Below are 22,985 nucleotides of genomic sequence, written 5' to 3' on the forward strand. Positions count from 1 at the left end.
TGGAAATTATTACAACTGAAACTTAATAGTAGATTAGATTTTTCTCTTTTAACGCTTCCACGATTTGATCTAATGTAAGCTGGTCTTTCGCAGATATTGTATGACTATGCAGTCCACCGGTTAATTCTGCTAGTAAAGTTGTTTTATTATTTTTAATTTTTTGTATAAATTCATTTGCTTCTAATCTGCTTGATATATTCAGTCCACCAACCATTTCTCCATAAATGGGATGTTCTACAATTACATCTATAACTTCTCCACCATGATCTACAATTAGATAAAGCTCTTCGAGTGTCTGTTCAAAAGTATGCTGACAAACAATTCTTCGCTCTTGTCTTTCTGATGAGTTAGATCTCATAACATACCCTTTTGGGGTAGAAAGAATTTCTTGTCCTTCTGCTCTTAACAAGGCAATATCTCCCACAATAACCTGGCGACTGACATCGAACTGTTCTGCAAAACTCCTGGCTATGATTGGCTCATTAGCTTCTTTTAAGTTAGATAATAATGTAGCTCGTCTTATTTCTGCTTCCATCCCACTGCCTTCTCTCTGTATAAAGATTTATCTTTAGTATACTATATAGTTTTATAAAATAAAAAGTACAGCCAGCAATTCCTTATGAATAGATAGCAAAAGAATTGCTGGCTGTATAAATAATGATGTTACAGAATATTTATTGAGCAAACTGAGCATCGTAAAGACGTTTATATGCCCCTTCTAACGCCATCAGCTTATCATGTGTTCCCTTCTCTTCAATACCGTTTTTCGTTACTACGACGATACGATCAGCATTTTTGATTGTAGCAAGTCGATGAGCAATAATCAAAGTTGTTCGACCTTCAGACAGTGAATCCAATGCTTCTTGAATTGCTTGTTCTGTTTCAGTATCTAAAGCAGAAGTTGCTTCATCAAGAATTAAAATAGGAGGGTTTTTTAAAAACATTCTGGCAATTGAAAGTCTTTGTTTTTGGCCGCCAGATAATTTCACCCCGCGTTCTCCTATTACTGTATTCAATCCATTTGGCAAAGTGCTGACAACCTCTTCTAGATTGGCTAATTTTACTGCCATACGAACTTGTTCATCATTAGCAGTCAAATCACCATAAAGAATATTTTCCTTGATTGTTCCTGGAAATAGAAATACATCTTGTTGTACAACCCCAATTTGTTCTCTGAGAGATTGTACCTTTATATCATGGATGTTATGCCCGTCAACTTCAATACTTCCTGAATCAATCTCATAAAATCTTGGAAGCAGATTACATATAGTGGTTTTACCAGCTCCACTTGGCCCAACAAAAGCAATGGTTTCTCCTGCTTTAATTGAAAGATTGACTTGATCTAATATCGGGTTATGTTCTTCATAACTGAAAGTTACATTTTTATAGTCAATATTACCAATTAATGATTTTACTTCTATCGCATGCAAGGAGTCTTGTATTTCCGGTTCACGGCTAATTTCTTCCTGAAGTCTTCTAAACCCGGCAATCCCTTTAGGATAGCTTTCTATCATAACGTTGACTCTTTCAATAGGACGAACTAGAATGTTGGCAAATAAAATGAATGCTACAAAATCACCGTATGTTAATTCGCCTTGGATCGTGTAATAAGCACCAAAGAACATTGCAAACAAGCTAATCAAACGCATGAGCAGATAATTGTATGAACTACTTAACCCCATCATTTTATAAAATAGGTACTTTGAACGTTTATATGCTTCGTTTAATGATCCGAAACGCTTATCTTCATAGTCTTCGTTGGCGAAAGCCTGTACAACTCGAATACCTCCTACTGAAGCTTCTATACCTGCACTAAAGCCGGCAAGATCATCGTAAATTCTGTTATTTACATAGGTCATCTTTTTATTAAAAACTATGACTGCAACAGCAATTAAGGGAACTAATATAAATGTCATTATCGCAAGACGAACATGTACGGTTAACATCAAACCGAATGCTCCCAGTAAAGTAAAAATAGTTATAAATATATCTTCAGGCCCATGGTGAGCAACCTCAGCAATTTCAAATAGATCTGATGTCAGTCGAGTAATGAGTTTCCCCGTTTCTCTATTATCAAAGTATTTGAATGATTGTTTTTGAATATGTTTATATAAGTCCTGACGCATATCCGTTTCTATATTCGTACCTAATCTATGTCCATAATAAGTAACAATAAATTGTAGAATAGTGTTTAGTATATATATAGAGAACAAACCAATGGATACCCATACGATCATTGGCCATTCTTCAGTGGGTAAAATTGAATCAATCACCCGCTGAACAATAATCGGAAATGCTAACTCTAAAATGGCAACAATAATAGCAGAAGTAAAATCTAGAGTAAACAACCATTTATAGGGTCGATAATAATTAAAAAATTTTTTAAGCACTTCAATACCTCCAATATAATTTATCATGACAAACTGTCACATCTGATCAAGAATAATCCTTGAAATAATCTTCAAGAGCAGAGTGAATTCACTCTGCTCTTAAAGTCTAACAGTACTATTTAATTAACAGCTGGCTTAAATCAGCAAATGTCATTAATAGATCATTAATAGATTTAAGCATAGCTAAACGATTTTTTTTGATTTTTTCATCATCTGCCATAACCATATTTTCTTCAAAAAAGGTATCAATTATTGGACTTAATTCTTTTAAAGCTTGATATCTTTTGTTTGAATCAATAGTGTTGTTAAATATATTTTCAGTTTGTTTAACAGAAAGATACAAATCCTTTTCAGAATCTTTTTCAAATAATTCTTCATTAACTAAGATCTCTTCAGATGCTTTGTCGGCTAAATTTGAAACACGTGTAAGTGATTCGATAGTTGCTTTATAATCAGCAGTATCTTTATATTTGTTCAAAGTTAATGCTGCATCAAAAGTAAAGACAATATCATCCTGGTCTGCTTTTAAAACGGCCTGTCTAATATCAAAAGGAATCCCTCCTGATTCATTAGAGATTTGCATCTGCTGATCTATACGGTCCTTAATGAACTGCAGTACCAAAGTTTGATTCTGAGCAACACCAGCTTTTAATTCAACATTGATATTCAAAGATTCTTCTATCTGATTCATTAAATTTTTCAGTGAGAAATGGCGACCGGAATTTTCAATTATCCGCACAATGCCCATTGCTTGTCTTCTCAATGCAAAAGGATCATTTGAACCAGTTGGTACTTGACCGATTGCAAAGAACATGATTAAAGTATCTAATTTGTCTGCTAAAGATAAAACCGTACCGACTGTTGTGGATGGGAGTTCACTAGTAGCAGAAGAAGGCAGGTATTGTTCAGAAATAGCATCCCCTACTAATTCTTTTTCTCCTTTTTCTTTAGCTAGTATTGCTCCGATTTTTCCTTGTAATTTAGTGAATTCAATGACTGTATTCGTTACAAGATCGAATTTAAAAATCTCGCTTGCTCTATTAAGTGCATCTTTTTCTTGTTTAGATAAATCAAATTCATTCGCTAAAATTTGTGCTATCACACTAACACGTTCTTGCTTATCGTATAGAGAACCAAGTTTTTCATGAAAAGATACTCGTTTTAATTTATCCACACACGCATCAATTGAACTCTTCTGATCTTCTAGATAGAAGAATTTTGCATCAGCTAAACGAGCTGCCAGAACTTTTTCATTACCTTTTATAACAGTTTCAATTTGTTCTTCTGAACCATTACGGACAGCAATAAAATAAGGTAGAAATGCTTGTGTGTCATCCTGCTTTCTTACTGGGAAATATCTCTGATGGTCTGCCATTGATACTTCTAGAGCAGCTTCAGGCACTTGAAGATAATCTTCGTTGAATGAACCAAAGAACGTAGTAGGGAATTCTACTAAATCAGTTACCTCATTTAATAGTTCTTCGTTATCAAGTGGGACTTTCCACCCTTTCTCCTGACAAAGATCAGTAATCTGATTTACTATCTTAGATTTTCTTTTATTACGGTCTGCAATCACATTTTGCTTTTCTAGGATATGTTCATATTCTGACGCATGCGTCAGTTGTATTTCTTTTCCTAAAAATCGGTGACCTTGAGTAGTTGAACCCGAGCGTACATTGAAAACTTCTAAAGGCACAATTTCCTGATCCAGCATAGCAACTACCCAATGTATTGGACGAATAAATCTATAAGAGTGTGTGCTCCACTTCATGCTGACCGGGAAGTTCATTGAAATAATACATTCAACGATTCCTGGCAATACTTCTACAGCCTTTTTCCCTTTTGTAAATTTTTCTATAAAGATATATTCCACGCCTTTGACTTCTTTAAATACAATGTCATCAGTAGATGCTCCTTGTCCTTTAGTAAAGCCGACTGCAGCTTTTGACCAATTCCCTTCAGCATCTTGTGCAATTTTTTTTGCAGGTCCTTTGACCATTTGCACATCATCTGGTTGGATTTCAGCCAGACCTTCAATCATTAAAGCTAATCTTCTTGGGGTTGAAAATAGTTTAATCGATTCGAAAGATAACTTCATTTCATTTAAAAAAGATTCGACGTTATTTTTTAATTGTTCAACGGAAGGTTCGATGATTTTAGCCGGCATTTCTTCTAAGCCGATTTCTAATAAAAATGTATGGTTCATATTATTTTTCCTCCTTATTAATATATTGTTCTATCCATGTCTGGCTTTTGCCTTCATTTAATAAAGGGAATCCTAATTTCGCACGTTCCAATACAAATGCTTTAGCAATACTATGAGCCATTTTACGGATACGTCTTAAAAAGTCAGGACGTTCAGTAGCAGAAACAGCTCCTCTTGCATCTAAAAGGTTAAACGTGTGGCTACATTTTAATACACAATCATAAGCTGGATGAGCTAATCCTTTTTCAATTAAAGCATGTGCTTCTGTTTCATAATCTTTAAAATGGTTGAATAGCATCTCTTGATTACTATAATCGAACGCATAAGCTGACTGTTCATATTCTGGCTGTTTAAAGATTTCTCCGTATTTAACACCAGGTGCCCATTCAATATCATAGACACTTTCAACACTTTGGATGTAAGAAGCTAGTCTTTCTAATCCATATGTCAGCTCACTGGTAACAGCATCTACTTCTAAGCCTCCAACTTGCTGGAAGTAGGTAAACTGTGTAACTTCCATTCCATCTAACCAGACTTCCCAACCAAGTCCTGCGCAGCCAAGGGAGGGATTTTCCCAGTTATCTTCTACAAAGCGGATATCATGTTCTAATGGATCAATGCCTAAAATTTCTAAACTTTTCAAATACAATTCTTGTATATTATTTGGAGAAGGTTTCATTACAACTTGGAACTGATGATGCTGGTAAAGACGATTGGGATTTTCTCCATAACGTCCATCAGCCGGTCTCCTAGATGGTTCTACATATGCCGCGTTCCATGGTTCAGGGCCAATTGCTCTCAAAAAAGTATAAGGGCTCATGGTACCTGCGCCTTTTTCAGTATCGTAAGCCTGCATCAGCATGCATCCTTGTTCTGACCAGTATTGTTGCAGTGTTAAAATGATTTCTTGAAACGTTAAAGTTTTTTTCATCATTATTCCTCTTTTCTTTTTCTATTCTGTAAAATATAAAAACTCGTCCCTATACTGATAGAATCTACCAGTATAGGGACGAGTTTTCTCGCGGTTCCACCCTACTTCCGATTCAGCCTTTAACTAAATCAGCGCTTTGATTTTGCACTCCAGATGCCTTTCAAAATGTCATCTCACTCGGCTTTCACTATTCCGAACTCGCTATAAAAGACTGAACATTTTTACTCTTTCTTTCATTGTGCTTTTCATTTGTTAAATCCTATCTTACACGAACTAAATAGAAAGTCAATCATGAGTTAGTGAACTTTAACATAGAATCCCTTACTCTCAATTAGTTCGAGAAATCTGTGTTTATCTTTATTTCAAGATAAAAATGTATACCTGTGCCGGGGTCTTCTCCAACGGTAACTAGACATTTTAACATCGTCTTTTTTCATAAAGTTCCCAGTTTCTGGTTTCTTCAAAGGGAACTTCACTGCTGATGAAGATACTGCCATAAGTTTTCTGCTTATCGTGATAAAGACCATTTTGAGTCAATCCTCTACTATTCAAAGGCAAAAGACAGATGAAAATCCATAGTATAGCTATGATGTAGTCAAGAAAAGTAGAATAAAGGATAAAACTTACGAGTAATAGTTGAAAAAGTATTCCTGATTTAAAAAAATTTGTTCGTATCACCATTTTTTTCTTTTGATACAAATATTGCGCCAGTAACATTACTGCAAAGACCAGTAGTATAATTTTGAATAATAGAATCATCAAACTGACTGTTCCTTTCATTTATAAGGTTCAATATCAATGATCTCGTTATGCAGTTCAACAAATTGAATGACATTTTCTTTCTCGGCTAAAGGAAAATCGATATAATAGACGGATTTATAGTGATTATTTGTGAAACGAACTTTAATTTTATTTTTCTTTTCAATCATTAACCAGTCAGAAGTTTTTTCAAACGAGAACTTTCTGCTTAAAAGTCCATGTAAGTAGCTACCAGGCATATTGGGGATAATACCGTCTTTGGTGAACCCTTTGTTATACAAGGATAAAATTAACATAACAGCAGCAGTTAAGGACAATATGTACCCTAAAAAAGGCGCAGAACCAAACCAAGAAATAGCTAAAAATAATAGAATAATTAATGGCTGCAGACATTTCATCAATGATGTAACTTGCTGTCTGATTACAATTGTTCTGATTTGATTAATCATTTTATAGATTGCGCTCGCAAAAAGTATAAAGAAAATTAGCATAAAAATGGTATCCACTACTATTTCTCCTTTTTAAAAAGTAATCAGCATGGAAGAAAGAAGCAGATCATTCTTCTGGCCTTTTCAACACTCCGTCCCATTCATGCATATGATCAATGAATCGTTTGCTCTTTAACTTTAAACCGACTAGTTCTTCATAAAGCATATCGATTACATACCTTATATCTTTCTTTGTCTGTTCTGAAATCGATATGGTTCCTATTTTATCAAAGGAAATAACGGAAAACAAACGGATGAAGTGAATTGCTTTAGGATTGGCGTGATAACGTCTTTCATCTTCAAAATAATGTTCTGGACATAATAATCCATGAAATTTACTAGAATAATCAAATGCACCTTCTGTTTTTCCACAGATAACACAACCTCGAAGTTCCGGCATTACTCCAAAGTATCTAAGAAATCTGATTTCCAGGATATTTAAGATAACTTCAGGTTCCTCTAATTCATCCATTAGATTCAAGCCTTCTTTTAACTGGGTAAATAAATTAAAGTCTGGAACTCGATCTACTAATGCAGCATCAGCCAATCCACAAGCATAAGTGGCATAGGCATTCTTAAAAATATCAAGTTGAACTTGTGAATAAGGCGCTATATCTTTTGCGTCTCTTAAAAAACTCAGACCTTGATCCCTTATATCTGCAATATATGTTCCATGAGAAAATAGCTGAATTGCCCGTTTCAGTTTATTATTAGGATTTTTTGTACCTCTAACAAAGAACATCATTTTACCATATCGATCAGTAAATATTTTAACAAGAAAATCTCGTTCTCTATGCTTTCTAACGGATATTACGATGCCTTCGACTTCCTCTAGATGAGCCATAAGATTCCTCCAAAAAAAGTAATAGACGTTCTCTTTAAAATAGAAAACGTCTGGAATACTTGCTTTAATTTCATACAATTCGTTAAATAAATTAGATAACTAGTGGATTATTTACTGGAATAATCTGTTTAATAATCTTCATTCTTATAGCCATAATCTTGCAGATAGGTCTGTTTATCTCGCCAGTCATTCTGAACTTTAACCCATGTTTCTAGATAAATTTTATCTCCAAGCAGTGCTTCGATGTCTTTTCTAGCTCGAGTACCGATTTCTTTCAGCATTTTACCGCCTTTACCGATAATAATTCCTTTTTGACTTTTACGCTCCACAATAATCGTAGCATCTACTTTTACCTTATCATATTCATCACGCTGCATTCTCTCGACAACAACTGCAACTGAATGAGGGACTTCTTCTCTAGTCATTTCAAGTACTTTTTCCCGTATAAGTTCTGAGACGATAAAATATTCTGGATGGTCAGATACCTGATCTTCAGGATAATACTGAGGACCTTCTTCTAAATATCCATTTACAACCTTTAAAAGACGATCTACATTATTTCCTTCAATCGCTGAAATAGGAATGATTTCATCAAAATCATATTGTTTCTGATAATCTTCTATAATCGGTAATAGCTCATCTGGATGTACTTGATCAATCTTATTCAATACAAGAAATACAGGGGTTGAAATATGTGTCAGTTTTTCAATAATAAAGTTATCTCCGGGGCCGCGTTTTTCAGCAACATTTACTAAGAATAAGATAACATCTACTTCGTTGAATGTACTTAATGCAGAATCAACCATGAAATCTCCCAGACGATGTTTCGGTTTATGAATTCCTGGAGTATCAATAAAAACAATTTGTTCTTTATCCGTTGTATGGATTCCTTGGATTTTATTTCTAGTAGTCTGAGCTTTTTCACTCATAATCGCAATTTTCTGTCCGATAATTCGATTCAACAATGTTGATTTACCAACATTAGGTCTTCCGATAAGTGAAACAAAACCAGATTTAAATACTTGTTCTTCTGACATATTAAACCATATCCTTTGATGTAAAGGCACCAGGAAGTAACTCTTGTACAGTTGTTTCCTGTTTCTGCCCTTTTCTATTTGTAAGAAGTACTTTCATTTCAGGAGAAAAAAATTCAGCCATAACTTGTCTACAAGCTCCGCAAGGGGATATTGGTCCATCTGTATCTCCCGTTACAACCAAGTATTCGAAATTTTTCTCGCCTTCTGAAACTGCTTTGAAAATTGCTGTTCTTTCAGCACAGTTTGTAAGTCCAAAAGAAGCATTTTCAATATTGCATCCTGAATAGACCGTACCTTCTTTTGTTAATAATGATGCCCCTACTGGGAATTTTGAATAAGGAACATATGCTCGCTCAAGCATATCTGTAGCAGTTCTTATTAGCTTTATTTCTTGATTTTCATTCATAAGTAGCAACCTTTCTTAAGAAAATAACTTAATGATTTTAGGTGCAAATATAAGTAGTCCAGTCACTACAGCAAATATGGTTGTACTCAATACTGCACCTGCTGCCATGTCTTTTACTTTCTTTGCTAATGGATGATATTCTTCCGTTACAAGATCTACTAAATTCTCAATGACTGTATTCAGAATTTCCATGACAAAAACTAGAAATGAAGATAAAACGATCCAGAGCCACTCTGTTATAGATAATGAAAGAACAATACCGAGTAATAATGCTAGTACTCCCGCTAGCACATGAGTACGCATATTCCGTTCTTCCTGGAAGGTTGTTTTGATTCCTTCAAAAGCATAACGAAAAGAGTCCCTATATTGTCTATTTTTATGTGGCAGCTGATTTTTATCGCTCAAGTCCATACTCCTTCAAGATTTTTTCTTGCAAAGTAAACATTTCTTTTTCCTCTGTTTCAGTCATATGATCGTATCCATTAAGATGCAGCAGTCCGTGCACAACGAGAAACCCCAGTTCACGTTCAAATGAATGCCCATAATCTTTTGCTTGTTCTACTGCTTTATCGATTGAAATAAAAAGGTCTCCTAACACTCGGGGTAAATCAATTTCATCTTCATCTGAGATTAACCAGTCATCTTCCGTTTCATCTTCCATCGCGAAGCTAATGACATCTGTTGCATAATCTTTATTACGATAAGTTTTATTGATTTCTTGAATTCTATTATTATCGACTATCGTTACTGAAATCTCAGCATCCTCTTCCAAAGATAACTTCTCAGCTGCAAATTCTAGAATTTCATCAATCAATTTTTTCTCTGATTTTTTTAATCGATTCGTTTCATCATATAATAAGATTTCCATTATTTTTTCAAATCCGTTTCTTTTTCATAAGCTTTAATTACTTTGGCAACAAGAGGGTGTCTGATTACATCCTCTGCTTCAAAGTGTACATGTCCAATTCCAGGGATTCCTTTTAGTACCCGTTCAGCATGAATTAAGCCACTCGTTGTACCTGCCGGTAAATCAATTTGAGTTTTATCACCATTAATAATCATTTTTGATCCAAAACCAAGTCTTGTCAAAAACATTTTCATCTGTGGGACTGTAGTATTTTGAGCTTCATCCAAGATGACGAATGCATCATCTAAAGTTCTTCCTCTCATATAGGCAAGAGGAGCGACTTCAATTACTTCTCTATCCATTAATCGATTTGTATGCTCAGTTCCAAAAATATTATAAAGAGCGTCATAAAGAGGTCGTAGATAAGGATCAACCTTTTCTTTGAGGTCACCTGGTAAGAATCCTAGTTTTTCTCCAGCTTCTACTGCAGGTCTTGTCAAAATAATTCTTTTAACGTCTCCTTTTCTCATAGCAGCGACTGCCAACGCAACAGCCACGTAAGTCTTACCAGTTCCGGCAGGACCAATTCCTAAAACAATATCATTATTTTTGACGGAATGAACATAGTTTCTTTGACCAACGTTTTTTATTCGTATAGGACGTCCATCTCTATCTTTGCCGATTTCTTCTTCATACATTTTTAAAAATTGTGAGAGTTTACCTTGCTGTGCCATACGAATAGCAGACAAAATATCAGAGCGCTTGATTCTATTTCCTTTATTGATTAGATGCTCTAACTCACTTAAAATACCATCAGCTTGTTCAACCGCTTGTGTTTCACCTGTGATTTCTATCTGGCTGCCGCGGCTGCTGATAGATACTGATAACTCTTCTTCGAGTAGCTTAAGATGATTATTTTGAGCACCAAATAAGGCGATAGCTTTTTCTGAATTATCAAAGATACGAATCTTTTTTTGTGCATTGTCAGTCAAACAAATGCCAACTCCTTTGAAAGGTATAGTTTAGTTAAGTTTTTATACTTCCTATAAATCATAGCATAAAAAGTAAATAATCTCTATAAATACAAGTATAATAGCTATTTACAACATTTAAAACTTATTAAAGTACTATCAGAAAACATAATTATTTTAAGCCAATAAATATAAAGATATCACAAAAAAAGAGGCAGCGAGATCCGTGATCTCAACTCCCTCTAATCTTTATTTGCTTAATTCTTGTTTTACAATCGAGCTAACAAGACTACCGTCTGCTTTTCCTTTAACTTTAGGCAAGACAGCACCCATTACTTTGCCCATATCTTTCATAGAGTCAGCACCTGTCTGTTCAACTGTATCACGAACAATTTGAAAAATTTCTTGTTCAGATAACTGCTCAGGAAGATATTGGTCAACAATTGAAAGTTCTTTTTCAAGTTTTTCAACTAGATCTTTACGATCTGCATCTTTAAACTCATTAAGAGATTCGACTCTTTGCTTTTTCTCACGAGCAAGCACCGTTAACTCTTCATCTTCAGTCAATTCGTCTCCTTTGTTGATTTGTTCATTTTGCAAAGCAGATTTTAACATGCGAATCGTAGTAAGGCTTTCGCGATCTTTAGCTTTCATCGCAACTTTCATATCTTGATTAAGTTCTTCTAACACTGTCAAATAGTTCACCTTCTTTAAAGAAAAGTGGTATTATATTTTTTGTTCAAAAGCAATACGTAAATTAAAATTTCTTGTTTTTACGTTTTCTTGCTTCCTCAGATTTCTTTTTACGTTTAACACTTGGCTTTTCATAGTATTCACGTTTACGGGCTTCTTTTAAAGTGCCAGTTTTAGAAACGGAACGTTTGAAGCGACGAAGAGCATCATCAAGACTCTCACCTTTCTTGATATCTGTTTTAGTCATCGTTCTTCCCCTCCCCTCGTACGTTCAGGGAGTTCCATTTGTTTAATAAAATAATTCCTCACAATTGGTCTTCCCTATCAATAAATGATGTAACTGATTTCATATACAAAGCAAATGCATAAAAACAGTTCTTGCTCATTATATACAACAAGCATTTTTACGTCAACCGTTAGAAGTAAAAAAATTAAATTTTTATAAAAATTGATTTCTTACCTGTTAGATTAAATTATTCCTTCTGAACTTAACTTGCCATGCAGTTACTGCAGATTCCAAAAAGTTCAAATCTGTGGGCAGTCACTTTACAGCCGGGTAATTGATCTGAAAACATATCGATTGGACAGTTCTCAAGAGGCACTGTTCTTCCGCAATTTGTACAAATAAAGTGATGATGGTGATGACCGTGCATCTCACAACTGAAACGAAACAGTTTTTCGCCATTCAACTCAGTCTCTTCTACTATTGCTAGATCCACAAAAGTATTTAGATTTCTATAAATCGTATCTGGACTAATTCCAGGGAATAGCCCTTTCAGGCTATCTTGTACTTCCTTAGCAGTCATATATTTATCATGATTAAATAATAATTCTAATATTTTTTGGCGTTTTCCAGTAGTTTTATATCCTTTATTTTTTAAAGTCGTAACAGCTTGATCAAAAGCAGACAAAATATCGCTTCCTTTTAATTAGTTTAGTATATAATAGCTGAGATTCGTAAAAATATCAAGAATCGCTTGTTACTTCACTAAATATCTCTTGTCCTGTATAATAGCTCTGTACTCTAGAAAGGATGAAACATAGTGAATGAACACTCAAAATTAGCCATATATGTCTTATCAGATTCTGTAGGAGGAACCGCTAGTAACATTAGTAACGCAGCATTATCACAATTTCCTCAGCTAGAATGTAATTTTAAAATATTTTCGTTCATTAGAGAAAAAAATCAGCTTATGAATATCTTAAAAAAAGCGCAGGAAGTGAATGCAATCATTCTGCATACTTTTGTCAGCAAAACACTTATTCATACGATTCATGATTTCTGTAGTGAGAATGATTTAACTTGTTTTGACATTTTAAATCCAATTATGCGGGAAATTAGCAAACGAACCAATCTGCAACCACAGTTTAAACCTGGAGCTATGCATAAACTAGATGAAAACTATTTTGACCGTATTGGAGCTATGGAGTTTGCTGTTACTTATGATGATGGTAAAGATCCAAAAGGCTTTTTAGAAGCGGATATCGTCATACTAGGCATTTCCAGAACCTCTAAAACACCTTTAAGTATTTATTTAGCGAACCAGAATTACAAAGTAGCGAATCTTCCTCTTATGCCAGAAGCTGAAATTCCAAGTGAATTATGGAGTGTAGATCCTAAAAAAATTGTTGGGTTAACAAATGATGAAAGTATTTTATCAAACATTCGTAAAGAGAGAATGATTTCTTATGGTATGAACCCAGATACCCCTTATTCTAGTACTGAACGCATTCAAAAAGAAATTAGGTATGCAGAGACCTTGTATGCCAAACTAGGATGTCAGATCATTAATGTTGCAAATAAATCAATTGAAGAAACAGCAGCTATTATTGTTAATTCATTTCAAGCGCATTGATCCTTTTTTATAATAAAAATGCACATGGATCCTGGTTAAGGAGCCATGTACATTTATTATTGTAATTATTTCATTTTTTTGCGTTTAATTTTACCATCCCAATCAGCATATCCGCCTTTAAGAATGTACAAATTCTGATAACCTTGTTTTTTTAATATAATTGCAGATCTTGCACTCAGGGTTTTCTTTTCGTCGTACAAATATATTGGCTGATCTTTACGAAGTTCATTCGCTCTTTGTTTCATTTGTAGATAAGGAAGATTTCTAGCTCCTAAAATATGTCCAGCATCAAATTCGTCTTTACCTCTAACGTCAACTACCTGTGCTTTACGCATATTTTCTTTAAATTCTTCCTTGGAAACAATAGTAGCAGCGTTTTTTCTTCTAAAATATTGTATGAGTTCCCAAATCCCCCATCCAATAATTCCAATCCACAAGATTATAGTAAATATTGTCCATCCATCCAATTCTATACTTCCTTTCTAACTGTTCTCATCTACATAGTTTACAGTAGAAAAGCGTTTTTTTCTAGTACTTATTTAGATAGAATCAGATATTAACGAGTGAATTGAAGAATTTCCTTCTAAATCGATAACCTTTTCAAATTGCCAACCATATAATACGTATTTTTCATCAGGTGAAAGTAAGATTGGTGCATTTTCAGGGAGTGAGGTGACTGGATGCAGCTGACTATTTTGGAAATCCAATATACACAAAGTGAAAGAACCTAAATTTTGATTTAAGTCAGTAGGTTCATCAGCTACATTGCCAACAATCATACCATCTCTGTTGCTTTGTGATAGATAAGGATGTATGATTCTTTCTCCCATCGTAACTTTTGGAATTGTGATCGTTCCTTTATGAACCAAAAGAGGATAATCTTTCATTAGATGAACTTCATGGTCATTAATATCTGACTCCAAAATAGAAACTACAGTATCCTGATTCAGGTAAAACCCTATTGTTTCATTACTGATTCGGTCAGGAGTTTCATCTTTTCTAACATCTCCTATAAAAAGCTGCTTTGATAGTTCATCTATGTACAAGTAAAGATGAGATGAATACCAGTTAGGTTCAACACTTTGAATAGGCATTTCTTGAAATTGATTGTTTTCAAGATTCCAGATCCTTACCTTAGCTTGTTCAACCGATGTCTTTGAATCGACTTGATAATAGGATAAAAATACCAAATGATCTTCTACAGGGTTCCAATTGACAGTTAGATAACCACTATAATCAATTTTTTTTCGGTTTAATTCATCGCCTACTAAATTTACTACCACGAGATCAACTGATTGATCAGAACCCTCTTGAAACAATATCTTATCTAGTTGATTATTGATTTTGACAGTTAAAATATGTTTTTCTGTAGAATATAGTATTTTACGGTCTCCATTTTTTATATTTAATTGGATCAATTGCTGGCCTTTTTGGTCTCCAAGATGAACAAGCACTTCATCATTGTCTAACCACCCTACTATTTTTTGTAAAGTTTCTTTTGATTGATCAATTTGAATAAATTTAGATCCTTCAATAGTTGGATGATTAGATGGTTCTTCTTTTGACATTGATTCAGAAGCAGAACATGCATATAGAAAAAAGAGACCAGAAAGCATGAGAAATAGACTAACTGATTTCAGCTTATTTCTTGAATGCATTCTGATCACCTTCTTATCCAATATATTAATTCTATATTAACATAAGAGAAGTTTTTAAATCATCTATCATGACTCAGAGAATGAGTCATTAAGGACTAGAGAACTAGCACCAATTACTCCAGCATCATTTCCTAGTTCGGCAATTTTGATCTTAGTATTATTATAAATGGGCGGAAAAGCATAATTCACAAATTTTTCTCTAATCTTTTCAGCCAAAAATTCTCCGGCTCTGGATACTCCACCACCAATAACAATTGTAGAAGGATTCAGCATATTAGAGATATTACCACAAGCTAGAGCTAAATAATCACAAACTTTATCCACTACTCTTACTGCGAAAATATCGCCATCCTTAGCTGCATCAAAAACACTTTTAGCATCAACGCTCTCACCATTATCTATGCTTTCTTTCAGTGAAGAAACTCCTGCAAATTCTTCAGCCATTGTTCTAGCTAATCTAACAACTCCTGTAGCACTTGCAACAGTTTCGAGGCATCCTTTATTACCGCATGTACAATCAAATCCGTGAGGTTCAACAACAATGTGTCCAATTTCTCCGGCTGCACCAGATGCACCACGGACTAGTTCTCCATTTATAATAATGCCACCACCGACACCAGTACCTAATGTCATAAAAACTACATTAGGCTCATTGTTTCCAGCCCCAATCCATTGTTCTCCTAAAGCGGCAACATTTGCGTCATTATCAATGAAGAAAGGAATTCCTGTACCTTCTTCAACAAGTTTTTTGACAAATTGGATCGTTCTCCAGTTTAGATTATAGGCACCAATAACAGTTCCTTCAACATGACTTACATTTCCAGGAGAACCCATGCCGATTCCTAAGAAATCTTCTTTAGTCATATTGTATAAATCTAAATGATGGTTGATTGATTCAATAATTGCAGGTACGATTTTCGCACCTTTTTCAGTTGTATCTGTTACTAAACTCCATTTATTTTGAATTTGACCTTCGATATTTAGAATTGCAAACTTGATAGTCGTTCCACCTAGATCAATTCCAATCAATTTTTTTTCAAGCATATTTTCCCCTCCATTTTTTAATTGAAATAAAGCATAGTTGTTGTTCGCCAGCCTATAATTAATATGATACTAAGTAAAATGATATAAATACCACCATACTTAGCTTGAACTTTAACCCCACTGATCCAAGCTTTCGGTGCTGATAATGCATACATAGTCAAGTAGCCGCCAGCTAAACCACCAACATGACCAGCCATATCGATTCCATTGCTGAAAAGACCAAATACGAGATTGATGATGATCAGCAATAAGAAACTTTTAGACATTTCTTTAACCTGGTAATTATTTGGAAATAGTTTAGGCAAAACAAGTGTTGCTCCGAAAAGGCCAAATAATGCTGTACTAGCACCTGCTGAGATGGATTGATTGAATGCAAAGCTTGCAGCATTTCCCGCTATAGCACTAAGCATATAGAGCAATAAATATCTCCAATGACCTATGATCGCTTCTACCTGTATCCCTAGAAAGTAAATAATCAGCCCATTGAGAAGAATATGCTCAATCCCTATGTGTAAAAAAACAGGTGTAATAAGGCGCCACCATTCTCCAAGCACGATCAGTTCGTTAACTTTAGCACCTAATTCATATAGAACGAAAGGATTTTGGCTGCCTCCTCTAAGTGTTTGTAAGAGAAACATAAACACAGTTAAGCCTAATAATCCATAAGTTACAAAAGGCTTTCTCTGCCATCGTCTCATTTTCATTTTAGTTTGAGGACTCATTTATAATCCTTCCTTTTTATGGAATTTATATTTAGTATATCATAAATTTTATCATCTAAATGTTTAAAATTAATCGCTAACAAAAAAAGCTTTGAAACCATAATGACCAAATGGTTTCAAAGCTTTAAATTTGAATTTACATCATTCCATATTGCCATCTAAATCTTTTTTGAACTCTTTAGCAGCTTCTAGATTTGATGCGGCTCTATTCTTTTCATTATTAGATTTATTATTCTCATCGGTCTGTTCAATTGAAGTTTTATCAAGTGAATCAGTCAAACTGGTTGTCTCACCAGTTCCTTCTATGGAAACTACATGCAATGATTGTAGATAAATTATTTCTCCAGATTTTAATTCAAATTCATGAAATAAATTGCCGGATTCTTTATTTGAATTTGATAATATTTTGTGCAATTCTTCTGGAGGTATCTGAATCATAAAAAGCTCACCATTTACCATACTAACCTTGGACATTCTGCTCATCTTGCTCATCCTTTCAAATATGTTTTATTAAATTCATCATATAGGAATAAGGTAAGATACTGAAATTATATGCATAGTCAAAGAGTAATATTTGCTAAAAACTAATTTCCCATAAGCTTTTGTGCTATTTCTTCGTAAGTCATTTCGCTATTGATTTCATAGCTGCCAGGACGAACTAACGGAGCATAGTCGTTATCTTCTAAAAAGCTGTCAAAATCATAACGATCTTCAATAATGCTTTCTGACTCTAATTGTTGTGCGGCTACACTACTAGGTTCACCCTCGCCAATTGTAATTGTTGCTTTAATTACTGGATCTTCTTCAGGCTCCTCCTCTTTGCTTTCATCTTTAACTTCGTCTTCATTGCTAGAGGCATCTTCTTCTGTATCGCTAGTTTCCGTTTCATCGGCAGGTTGTTCAACTTCTTCTGAAGTTGTTTCTGCTTGTGAGGTTTGAGCAACTTCTAGCTGAGCAATTTTTTCTTCTAAATAAGTAATTTCAGATTCTAGTTCTTCAACATTCCCAGTTTGACCGTTCGCTGACTGGTTTCCCGGCATCAATAAAGAAGTCAATACAAGAATAATACCGGAAATAAAGAACCCTAGAGCTAGAATTCTTATATTTTTTTTCGACATATTTTTATTCCTTTCCTTAATAGCTAGTTACTCTGTCCATCTATTTTTCTACTTAATGTACTCCTTCAGAAATATAGGCATCGATCGTGTGTTGAACGGATGCTTCCGATACGTGCAGGTGTTCTGAAATATCTTTAGCAGAAAGACCTTGTGTAAATAAAGTCAAAATATGGGTTTGAGTCATATTCGTAACACGATCAGGAAATGTTTCTACTGGTTTTTCGATTTTCAGTTCATTTTCTAGATTCTGAATTCTTTTGTTTAAACCGTAAATAATTTGGACTAAATCCAATGAAACATCTTCTAATTCTTTATAAGTGCGATCTTTTTCTTCTTTTTTAAGAAAAGAATAGATCATCAAAATTGCAGATATCCCAAATAGGATCCCTGTTATTACCCATAGTTCCATATGTGTGTTCCTCCTCTTATTAATAGCCTTATAAATTTTACCATACTTAATAAAAAACAGGAAGGACCTGATAAATTTCGTAATAAAGCGTAATATAAATGACTATAGTACATTCTAGAATATAGGACTCTCTTCTATGAAATTTTTATTTAAGCAATAAAAAGATGGTAATTTTTGTCTAAACGTGTTATCCTAGTCAAGGCGAAAGACTAGACACTTATGTTTGGTCTTAATTCAGGAAAGATTTGGAGGGACCATCATGCGAGTTAACGTAACTTTAGAATGTACAGACTGCAAAGAACGCAACTATTTGACTTCTAAAAACAAACGTAATAATGCGGAACGTTTGGAAGTTAAAAAATATTGCCCTAGAGAGCAAAAAGTAACTTTGCACCGTGAAACTAAATAATCATTCATGTATTAAAGCCAAAAGTTAAACTTTTGGCTTTTTAATTTACAAAAAGAGTGCGGGAATCTTTTACTGGATCCCCGCACTCTTTTCATTATTCAACATTTTCTGCTGCGTTTTGTGCTTCTTGTAATTCTTCAACTGTTTCAGTATTGCTTTTTTGTTCTTCTTCAAATTCTCCAGTTTTAAAATAAGCATCCATCATTCTTTTTGCTGCTGCTAAATTCTCCTTGTTAGTTCGTTCGGAACTTGATTCTGGCAAATATGGAACGATAACTGCTACAGCAATTTCAGGATCATCATAAGGAGCGTAACCCACATAGGTTAAATTCACAGTGGTTTCACTTGATTTTGTTTCTGGATTATACCAGAAAGATTGGGCAGTTCCGGTTTTACCAGCGGCATCATATGGTGCATCTGCAAAAAATGATCTTGCAGTCCCTTGATCACCATGTACTGCTTGGTAAAAACCTTGCTGAACGCGGTCCATTGCTTCATCAGAAACAGCAACTTTATTTAATACTTTAGTCTCAACTTCAGTTTTAAGTGCCCCAATTCCCCCTGTATCAGGATCAGTATCTCTAATTTCTGAAACAAGTTTGGGCGCTACCCTAACACCATCATTGGCTATTGTTGATACATATTGTAATAGCTGCATAGTAGTATAAGTGTCATATTGCCCAAAAGATTGAAATAGCCCGTCTACTGCTGAAGGATTAGATCCCTTATAACCAGTCATTTCAGATGGTAGGTCTATTCCGGTCTCTACACCTAACCCGAATTGAGCGTAATATTCTCTTTGCTTATCCAGTAACTCCTGACCACTAAAAGGTAACGATTGATAAGGTGAATAGTCCCATATTCCACCCATTCTCATTGCAAGCCGAGACATATAAACATTAGAAGAGCGTTCTAACGCTGTGATGTCATTAATCATTATTGAACCACTTTGATTAAAAATTGATCTAATAGGGTTAGAGCCTTTAAATAGAAGTGGTGTATCTTCAATAACATTATTACTTGTATCTAGTACTCCGTCCATATAAGCAGATAATACTGTTGCACCTTTTATAGATGAACCAGGAATGAATGCTTTCGTAATTGTGCCGAGTGCATCATCTACAGCTTCTCCATCGTCACCTACTGTTTGTCCGGTCATAGCTAAAATATCTCCAGTCTGCGGGTCCATAGCAGCCATATATATTTCCTCATTACGCCCTTCTCTTTTCTGCAAAGAGTCTTTGGCGATCTGTTCCACTGTTTCTTGATAAGAGATATCAGATGTTAAAATTAAATTATCACCTTTACTCCCTGAATATTTTTCTACTTGATTAATTATCTCTCCGTTATTGTCAGTTTCAGTTTCAATAATTGATTTTGTTCCTCTTAATACCGATTCATACTGTTCTTCTAAATAAGTTCGTCCTACTCTATCATTTCTGGAATATCCCATAGCAAGATATTTGCTGACTTTTTCACTTGGTATACCTTGCTCTTCAGAAGTAACTCGTCCTAAAACGCTTTTCAACATGTCTCCTTGGGGATATACGCGTACCCAGTCTGTACCTGTTCCAACACCTGGAAGAGAATCAAGATTTTCACTTACTCGAGCAATCTCTTCTTGTGAAACATTCTCATTTTTAATGTTAACGGTACTTAGTGAATAAGAAGCATTCATACTTTTATAAATAGCAGTAGCAACTTTTTCTTTTTCAGAAAAACCTGCAATCTCGTCTTCTGTAACTTTATCCAGCATAGCCTGATATGATTCAGAACCAGATAATTTCAATTCTTCATCAGAAAGTCTCTCATTAACCTCGTCTTGATTCATTGCTATATAAAAGTCCTGCATATCTCTAACTGTTATATCAGAACTATCTTCATTGTCGAATGGAGAAACACTAGGCATTGTAATGTAATCTGCTAAATTTAAAGCGATCTCAGCCATAGTCGCTCCTGAAGTGTTTTTTCCTCGAGTATATGTGATTGTATTTCTTGCTTCGTTTCCAACTAATTTGGTTAAGTTAGCATCATATATTTCTCCTCTAGGTACGCTTCCAGTAATCGTGGTACGTTCTGTTCTCTCTACTTCTGCACGATACTCATCTGCTCTGATGATTTGTAGATAACCAAGGCGAAGTATCAAAGCCGAGAACAGCATAAACACAATAAAAAATAGTAGATTTAAACGGAAAGGAATATGGGATTTTTTTCTTTCCTTTGTCTTTTTAATAGTTTTTCTCAACATAAAGCCTCCAAATATTTCTCATACAAAGTTTACAGTTTACTAATTTGATTTATATTATTTTCTAAATAGACTTAAAACAGTTTACCAAATAGACAGGAGAATTTCTATATGATAAAGAGTAAAATTGTGTAAAGATTTCTTGTGTTCATAATATTTATTGATTAATAAGCTCTATAGTATGTTAATTTTCTTTAAGGTAATATTAATCAAACAAAAAGCCAGGTACTGTTTGAGTACCTGGCAACGAAAAGTTAATTGAGTTATTTAGCTGCTTCGTAACGTTTTGCAACTTCATCCCAATTTACTACATTCCAGAAAGCTGAAATATATTCAGGACGTTTGTTTTGATAGTTTAGGTAATAAGCATGTTCCCATACATCAAGTCCTAAAATAGGAGTTTTTCCTAATGAAAGAGGTGAATCTTGGTTCAATGTATCGATTACTTCTAATTTTCCGTCAGCCACGACTAACCATGCCCAACCTGAGCCAAAGCGTCCAGCACCTGTAGCACTGAATTTTTCTTTGAATTCATCGAAGCTACCAAATTGGTTATCGATTGCATCAGCTAATTCTCCAGAAGGTTTTCCTCCACCATTTGGTGATAAGATTTCCCAGAATAAACTGTGATTTGCATGTCCCCCACCATTGTTTTGAACTGCAGTTTTAATATCTTCAGGTACAGAATCAAGTTTTTGCATTAATTCATCAATACTTAATTCAGCAAGTTCCGGATGACTTTCTAGAGCAGCATTCACTTTAGTCACATAAGCAGCATGGTGCTTGTCGTGATGAATACGCATAGTCTCCTCATCGATATGTGGTGCTAATGCATCATAAGCATAAGGTAATTCAGGTAAATTGTAAGCCATAATGAACATTCCTCCTGTTTTTTTTTTCTTACATTCATTATTCTAACATTGAACACGTTATTATCAAAGCATATTCAAGAAATTTATTCAATTTTTAGACACACTTTACTTATTTATGGTTAGTTATGTTTTTGAATAATCCCAATAAAATTAAAGCTCTATAGTATTTCTTAAACTTTTTTTGACGGTATAATTCTTTACCGAACAGTCGTTGTTATTTATGCAATAAGAATGTAAAATGAAATAGAATGAATTTTTAGAATCTATTATATAAAGGAAGATACCCATTGATTTACTATTTAAAATTAGCATTTGGACGTCCTAAAGAAATTTATAAAGCTAAAGACATGAAAAAAAGACATTTAGCTGCTATTGTAGCACTATTGATTTTCTTTGTTACAATTCTGAATATGGTACTGATTTTTCCAACAATCAATTCAATTAAATCAGACGGTAAGGAAATCGCTAATGATTTACCAGAATTTTCTGTTGCTGATGGTACTCTTAAAGCTGAAGAAGGCGAATCTTATATACATCAGACAAACACATTTTTATTCTTTTTTGATCCTGATAATCAAACAAGTAGTAATGAAATTGATCAGAACATGGAAAGATTACAGGTACCAATCGGTATAGGGTTGTTTGAAGAAGAAGTTTATGTGAACCTTTCAGGATTTGTAATGGAAACCCCTTATTCTCAAATGGATGACTTCGATAATGAAACCATTCAAGGAATTTTCAATGAACTTGGTGACTTTTCAATTATTTCTTATATAATTAGCTTTGTGATCCTGTATATTGGGCTCGGCTTATTTACACTATTTGATTTATTGTTTATTATCTTGTTCGCTAATTTATTTTCAAGAGTTTTGAGATCTAATCTTACTTTTAAAGAGAATATAAAAATCGCTATCGTGTCGGCTCTTATGCCTACGCTGGCAGTAGAGATCGCATCTGTATCAAATTTACTGTCTACCTATACTTTTGAACTTAAAATTCTTTTATCCTTGTTTTTCTTTTATCTAACTATAAAAGAAATGAAAAAAACAAAACCAAAAGCATCCTGACTAACAATTTAAT

The 22,985-nt window shown here is 34.3% G+C and carries 26 protein-coding genes; 3 read left to right on the plus strand and 23 right to left on the minus strand.

What is annotated here, in order from left to right; translation table 11 throughout:
- Window positions 1-22: 22 nt before the first annotated feature.
- The 14 genes from BKP56_RS10010 to BKP56_RS10080 form a co-directional block, all read right to left on the minus strand.
- On the minus strand, window positions 23-535 hold the full coding sequence (locus BKP56_RS10010; RefSeq protein WP_072694942.1) for a transcription repressor NadR: 513 nt from the start codon (window positions 533-535) through the stop codon (window positions 23-25).
- A 139-nt stretch (window positions 536-674) separates the two neighbouring features.
- Entirely contained in the window at window positions 675-2,390 is a 1,716-nt protein-coding gene (locus BKP56_RS10015; protein WP_072694943.1) for an ABC transporter ATP-binding protein, read from the minus strand.
- A 115-nt stretch (window positions 2,391-2,505) separates the two neighbouring features.
- Window positions 2,506-4,596 carry a glycine--tRNA ligase subunit beta gene (glyS, locus tag BKP56_RS10020; protein ID WP_072694944.1) on the minus strand — a complete coding sequence of 697 codons (2,091 nt, stop codon included), beginning with the start codon at window positions 4,594-4,596 and terminating at the stop codon, window positions 2,506-2,508.
- Window position 4,597: 1 nt separating this feature from the next.
- Complete coding sequence (glyQ, locus tag BKP56_RS10025; RefSeq protein WP_072694945.1) at window positions 4,598-5,527, minus strand: glycine--tRNA ligase subunit alpha; 930 nt, start codon at window positions 5,525-5,527, stop codon at window positions 4,598-4,600.
- 776 nt (window positions 5,528-6,303) lie between these two features.
- Window positions 6,304-6,792 (minus strand): hypothetical protein, encoded by a 489-nt coding sequence (locus BKP56_RS10035; protein WP_072694947.1) that lies wholly within the window; start codon window positions 6,790-6,792, stop codon window positions 6,304-6,306.
- 49 nt (window positions 6,793-6,841) lie between these two features.
- Complete coding sequence (gene recO, locus BKP56_RS10040; RefSeq protein WP_072694948.1) at window positions 6,842-7,618, minus strand: DNA repair protein RecO; 777 nt, start codon at window positions 7,616-7,618, stop codon at window positions 6,842-6,844.
- A 128-nt stretch (window positions 7,619-7,746) separates the two neighbouring features.
- The gene (gene era / locus BKP56_RS10045; RefSeq protein WP_072694949.1) at window positions 7,747-8,655 is read right to left on the minus strand and encodes a GTPase Era; all 909 of its coding nucleotides are present in this window, start codon (window positions 8,653-8,655) and stop codon (window positions 7,747-7,749) included.
- 1 nt (window position 8,656) lies between these two features.
- The gene (locus BKP56_RS10050) at window positions 8,657-9,061 is read right to left on the minus strand and encodes a cytidine deaminase (protein ID WP_072694950.1); all 405 of its coding nucleotides are present in this window, start codon (window positions 9,059-9,061) and stop codon (window positions 8,657-8,659) included.
- A gap of 15 nt (window positions 9,062-9,076) precedes the next feature.
- Complete coding sequence (locus BKP56_RS10055) at window positions 9,077-9,472, minus strand: diacylglycerol kinase family protein (protein ID WP_072694951.1); 396 nt, start codon at window positions 9,470-9,472, stop codon at window positions 9,077-9,079.
- Window positions 9,456-9,929, minus strand: a complete 474-nt coding sequence (gene ybeY, locus BKP56_RS10060; RefSeq protein ID WP_072694952.1) for an rRNA maturation RNase YbeY — start codon at window positions 9,927-9,929, stop codon at window positions 9,456-9,458. Before ybeY ends, BKP56_RS10055 begins: the two co-directional genes overlap by 17 nt.
- Window positions 9,929-10,900, minus strand: a complete 972-nt coding sequence (locus BKP56_RS10065) for a PhoH family protein (protein ID WP_072694953.1) — start codon at window positions 10,898-10,900, stop codon at window positions 9,929-9,931. Before BKP56_RS10065 ends, ybeY begins: the two co-directional genes overlap by 1 nt.
- 228 nt (window positions 10,901-11,128) lie before the next feature.
- A complete protein-coding gene (locus BKP56_RS10070; RefSeq protein ID WP_072694954.1) occupies window positions 11,129-11,575 on the minus strand; it encodes a GatB/YqeY domain-containing protein in 447 nt (148 codons plus the stop codon).
- 61 nt (window positions 11,576-11,636) lie between these two features.
- Complete coding sequence (gene rpsU, locus BKP56_RS10075; protein ID WP_072694955.1) at window positions 11,637-11,819, minus strand: 30S ribosomal protein S21; 183 nt, start codon at window positions 11,817-11,819, stop codon at window positions 11,637-11,639.
- A gap of 241 nt (window positions 11,820-12,060) precedes the next feature.
- Entirely contained in the window at window positions 12,061-12,483 is a 423-nt protein-coding gene (locus BKP56_RS10080; RefSeq protein WP_072694956.1) for a Fur family transcriptional regulator, read from the minus strand.
- A 132-nt stretch (window positions 12,484-12,615) separates the two neighbouring features.
- On the opposite strand from BKP56_RS10080, the gene BKP56_RS10085 reads away from it, so the two are divergent.
- A complete protein-coding gene (locus BKP56_RS10085) occupies window positions 12,616-13,428 on the plus strand; it encodes a pyruvate, water dikinase regulatory protein (protein WP_072694957.1) in 813 nt (270 codons plus the stop codon).
- 65 nt (window positions 13,429-13,493) lie between these two features.
- Here BKP56_RS10085 and BKP56_RS10090 read toward each other — a convergent pair whose 3' ends face one another.
- The 7 genes from BKP56_RS10090 to BKP56_RS10120 form a co-directional block, all read right to left on the minus strand.
- Window positions 13,494-13,895: a rhodanese-like domain-containing protein gene (locus BKP56_RS10090; protein WP_072694958.1), complete on the minus strand. Its 402-nt coding sequence runs from the start codon at window positions 13,893-13,895 to the stop codon at window positions 13,494-13,496.
- A gap of 72 nt (window positions 13,896-13,967) precedes the next feature.
- On the minus strand, window positions 13,968-14,996 hold the full coding sequence (locus BKP56_RS10095; RefSeq protein WP_198033940.1) for a hypothetical protein: 1,029 nt from the start codon (window positions 14,994-14,996) through the stop codon (window positions 13,968-13,970).
- Between the two features lie 156 nt (window positions 14,997-15,152).
- Window positions 15,153-16,130, minus strand: a complete 978-nt coding sequence (locus tag BKP56_RS10100; protein ID WP_072694960.1) for an ROK family glucokinase — start codon at window positions 16,128-16,130, stop codon at window positions 15,153-15,155.
- Between the two features lie 17 nt (window positions 16,131-16,147).
- Window positions 16,148-16,852: a rhomboid family intramembrane serine protease gene (locus BKP56_RS10105; protein ID WP_072694961.1), complete on the minus strand. Its 705-nt coding sequence runs from the start codon at window positions 16,850-16,852 to the stop codon at window positions 16,148-16,150.
- A 141-nt stretch (window positions 16,853-16,993) separates the two neighbouring features.
- Window positions 16,994-17,335: a hypothetical protein gene (locus BKP56_RS10110; RefSeq protein WP_072694962.1), complete on the minus strand. Its 342-nt coding sequence runs from the start codon at window positions 17,333-17,335 to the stop codon at window positions 16,994-16,996.
- A 101-nt stretch (window positions 17,336-17,436) separates the two neighbouring features.
- A complete protein-coding gene (locus tag BKP56_RS10115) occupies window positions 17,437-17,970 on the minus strand; it encodes a hypothetical protein (RefSeq protein WP_072694963.1) in 534 nt (177 codons plus the stop codon).
- A 52-nt stretch (window positions 17,971-18,022) separates the two neighbouring features.
- Window positions 18,023-18,379: a helix-turn-helix domain-containing protein gene (locus BKP56_RS10120; protein WP_072694964.1), complete on the minus strand. Its 357-nt coding sequence runs from the start codon at window positions 18,377-18,379 to the stop codon at window positions 18,023-18,025.
- A gap of 259 nt (window positions 18,380-18,638) precedes the next feature.
- On the opposite strand from BKP56_RS10120, the gene rpmG reads away from it, so the two are divergent.
- Window positions 18,639-18,788, plus strand: coding sequence for a 50S ribosomal protein L33 (gene rpmG / locus BKP56_RS10125; protein WP_072694965.1), 150 nt, complete (start codon window positions 18,639-18,641; stop codon window positions 18,786-18,788).
- 94 nt (window positions 18,789-18,882) lie between these two features.
- Here the strand turns inward: rpmG and BKP56_RS10130 are convergent, their stop codons facing one another.
- Both BKP56_RS10130 and BKP56_RS10135 read right to left on the minus strand, forming a co-directional pair.
- A complete protein-coding gene (locus BKP56_RS10130) occupies window positions 18,883-21,033 on the minus strand; it encodes a peptidoglycan D,D-transpeptidase FtsI family protein (RefSeq protein WP_232226877.1) in 2,151 nt (716 codons plus the stop codon).
- A 263-nt stretch (window positions 21,034-21,296) separates the two neighbouring features.
- The gene (locus tag BKP56_RS10135; RefSeq protein WP_072694967.1) at window positions 21,297-21,905 is read right to left on the minus strand and encodes a superoxide dismutase; all 609 of its coding nucleotides are present in this window, start codon (window positions 21,903-21,905) and stop codon (window positions 21,297-21,299) included.
- 287 nt (window positions 21,906-22,192) lie between these two features.
- On the opposite strand from BKP56_RS10135, the gene BKP56_RS10140 reads away from it, so the two are divergent.
- Window positions 22,193-22,972, plus strand: a complete 780-nt coding sequence (locus BKP56_RS10140) for a DUF1189 family protein (RefSeq protein ID WP_072694968.1) — start codon at window positions 22,193-22,195, stop codon at window positions 22,970-22,972.
- The last annotated feature ends 13 nt before the right edge of the window (window positions 22,973-22,985 follow it).

The organism is Marinilactibacillus sp. 15R (assembly GCF_001895285.1).
GTDB classification, from domain to species: Bacteria; Bacillota; Bacilli; order Lactobacillales; family Carnobacteriaceae_A; genus Marinilactibacillus; species Marinilactibacillus piezotolerans.

Coding starts and splice junctions, on each gene's coding strand:
- BKP56_RS10010 (WP_072694942.1), bottom strand. CDS start 535: ATGGAAGCAGAAATAAGACGAGCTACATTATTATCTAACTTAAAAGAA.
- glyS (WP_072694944.1), bottom strand. CDS start 4,596: ATGAACCATACATTTTTATTAGAAATCGGCTTAGAAGAAATGCCGGCT.
- glyQ (WP_072694945.1), bottom strand. CDS start 5,527: ATGAAAAAAACTTTAACGTTTCAAGAAATCATTTTAACACTGCAACAA.
- recO (WP_072694948.1), bottom strand. CDS start 7,618: ATGGCTCATCTAGAGGAAGTCGAAGGCATCGTAATATCCGTTAGAAAG.
- era (WP_072694949.1), bottom strand. CDS start 8,655: ATGTCAGAAGAACAAGTATTTAAATCTGGTTTTGTTTCACTTATCGGA.
- BKP56_RS10050 (WP_072694950.1), bottom strand. CDS start 9,061: ATGAATGAAAATCAAGAAATAAAGCTAATAAGAACTGCTACAGATATG.
- BKP56_RS10055 (WP_072694951.1), bottom strand. CDS start 9,472: ATGGACTTGAGCGATAAAAATCAGCTGCCACATAAAAATAGACAATAT.
- ybeY (WP_072694952.1), bottom strand. CDS start 9,929: ATGGAAATCTTATTATATGATGAAACGAATCGATTAAAAAAATCAGAG.
- rpsU (WP_072694955.1), bottom strand. CDS start 11,819: ATGACTAAAACAGATATCAAGAAAGGTGAGAGTCTTGATGATGCTCTT.
- BKP56_RS10095 (WP_198033940.1), bottom strand. CDS start 14,996: ATGTCAAAAGAAGAACCATCTAATCATCCAACTATTGAAGGATCTAAA.
- BKP56_RS10100 (WP_072694960.1), bottom strand. CDS start 16,130: ATGCTTGAAAAAAAATTGATTGGAATTGATCTAGGTGGAACGACTATC.
- BKP56_RS10105 (WP_072694961.1), bottom strand. CDS start 16,852: ATGAGTCCTCAAACTAAAATGAAAATGAGACGATGGCAGAGAAAGCCT.
- BKP56_RS10110 (WP_072694962.1), bottom strand. CDS start 17,335: ATGAGCAGAATGTCCAAGGTTAGTATGGTAAATGGTGAGCTTTTTATG.
- BKP56_RS10115 (WP_072694963.1), bottom strand. CDS start 17,970: ATGTCGAAAAAAAATATAAGAATTCTAGCTCTAGGGTTCTTTATTTCC.
- BKP56_RS10120 (WP_072694964.1), bottom strand. CDS start 18,379: ATGGAACTATGGGTAATAACAGGGATCCTATTTGGGATATCTGCAATT.
- rpmG (WP_072694965.1), top strand. CDS start 18,639: ATGCGAGTTAACGTAACTTTAGAATGTACAGACTGCAAAGAACGCAAC.
- BKP56_RS10135 (WP_072694967.1), bottom strand. CDS start 21,905: ATGGCTTACAATTTACCTGAATTACCTTATGCTTATGATGCATTAGCA.